The 1,259-nt window shown below is 60.2% G+C and carries 1 protein-coding gene and 1 pseudogene; one reads left to right on the forward strand and one right to left on the reverse strand.

Features of this window, described 5'->3' with window-relative positions; all coding sequences use genetic code 11:
* Window positions 1–973 (forward strand): annotated as a pseudogene (gene tnpC, locus GGI60_RS31660) (IS66 family transposase); the annotation flags it as partial.
* On the opposite strand, the gene GGI60_RS31665 reads toward tnpC, so the two are convergent.
* Window positions 969–1,202, reverse strand: a complete 234-nt coding sequence (locus GGI60_RS31665) for a DUF6429 family protein (protein WP_183920518.1) — start codon at window positions 1,200–1,202, stop codon at window positions 969–971. The pseudogene tnpC and the gene GGI60_RS31665 overlap by 5 nt on opposite strands.
* Window positions 1,203–1,259: the final 57 nt, after the last annotated feature.

Genomic DNA, 1,259 nt, shown 5'->3' on the forward strand with positions numbered 1-1,259 from the left:
CGGTGCGGGAGAAATTTACCTGCCGTGACTGCGAGGCGCGCCGCGCGGCTTCATCGGCCCTCATCTGCTGGCGACGATCCTCTTCGATAAGTTTGGCATGCATAGTCCGCTGAACCGCCAGAGCACCCGGTTCAAATGTGAGGGCCTCGAGCTTTCGACCTCGACGCTGGCCGACCAGGTCGGGTATGGAACGGCCGCGCTCCTGCCGATCTTTGATCTGATCGAGGCGCATGTCTTCGCGGCCGAGCGGCTTTTTGGCGATGACACCACCATTCCCATTCAGGCCAAAGACAAATGCACGACCGGGCGAATATGGACCTACGTGCGCGATGATCGGTCCTACGGCGGAGCGGCAGCGCCGGCGGCCATATACTATGCGTCGAGCGACCGCCGCGGCGAGCATCCGCAGAAGCACCTTGCCGGGTATGGCGGCATTCTGCAGAGTGATTGCTACAATGGCTTCGAGCCGCTCAGTGTTGCCGAAAAGAAAGCGGTACCGATCACCTTCGCCTTTTGCCATGCGCACGCGCGGCGCAAATTCTTTGAACTGGCCGACATCCAGAAAAGTGCCCGCGACCGCAAACGCAAGGGCAAGCCGATCTCGCCGATCGCCCTGGAGGCCGTCCAACGGTATGATGCGCTGTTCGAGATCGAACGCGAGATCAATGGATTGAGCGCCGAAGAACGATTGGCCGCGCGGCAGGAAAAGAGCAAGCCGCTGTTCGATGACATGCACGCGTGGCTGAAACGGGAGCGCGCCACGCTCAGCAAATCGTCCGAGGTGATCGAGCCGATCGATTACATGCTGAAGCGATGGGATGGTTTTGCGCGTTTCCTCGACGATGGCCGGATTTGTCTCACGAACAATACGGCCGAGCGCGCTCTGAGAGGAATTGCACTCGGGCGTCGAAACTGGACCTTCGCCGGTTCCCAGCGTGGGGCCGATCGTGCCGCCATCATGCTCTCCGTTATTGCGGCGGCCGCGTAAACAGCTTCCGGAACAATGCTTGCGAACGCTCCAGGCCTTCATCTGTCAGGATCAATGACTTCGACTTGTTGACTGGGTCGCCGATCATGCCCTTCTTGTGAAGCCGATCCGTCGTTGCCCGGTCGAAGCCCTTCCAGGCACAACGCTCGTTATGCAGCGTCAGCCATAACAGCGCCAAAACGGCATCGTCGATCTTGTCCTCATCGATCTCCATCAACCGACGTTACCACGCGCGGCGCCCGAAATCCCGCGGCCCTGCTCGGATGGATAC

Origin of the sequence: Rhizobium lentis, assembly GCF_014200175.1 — a bacterium.
Lineage (GTDB): Bacteria > Pseudomonadota > Alphaproteobacteria > Rhizobiales > Rhizobiaceae > Rhizobium > Rhizobium mulingense.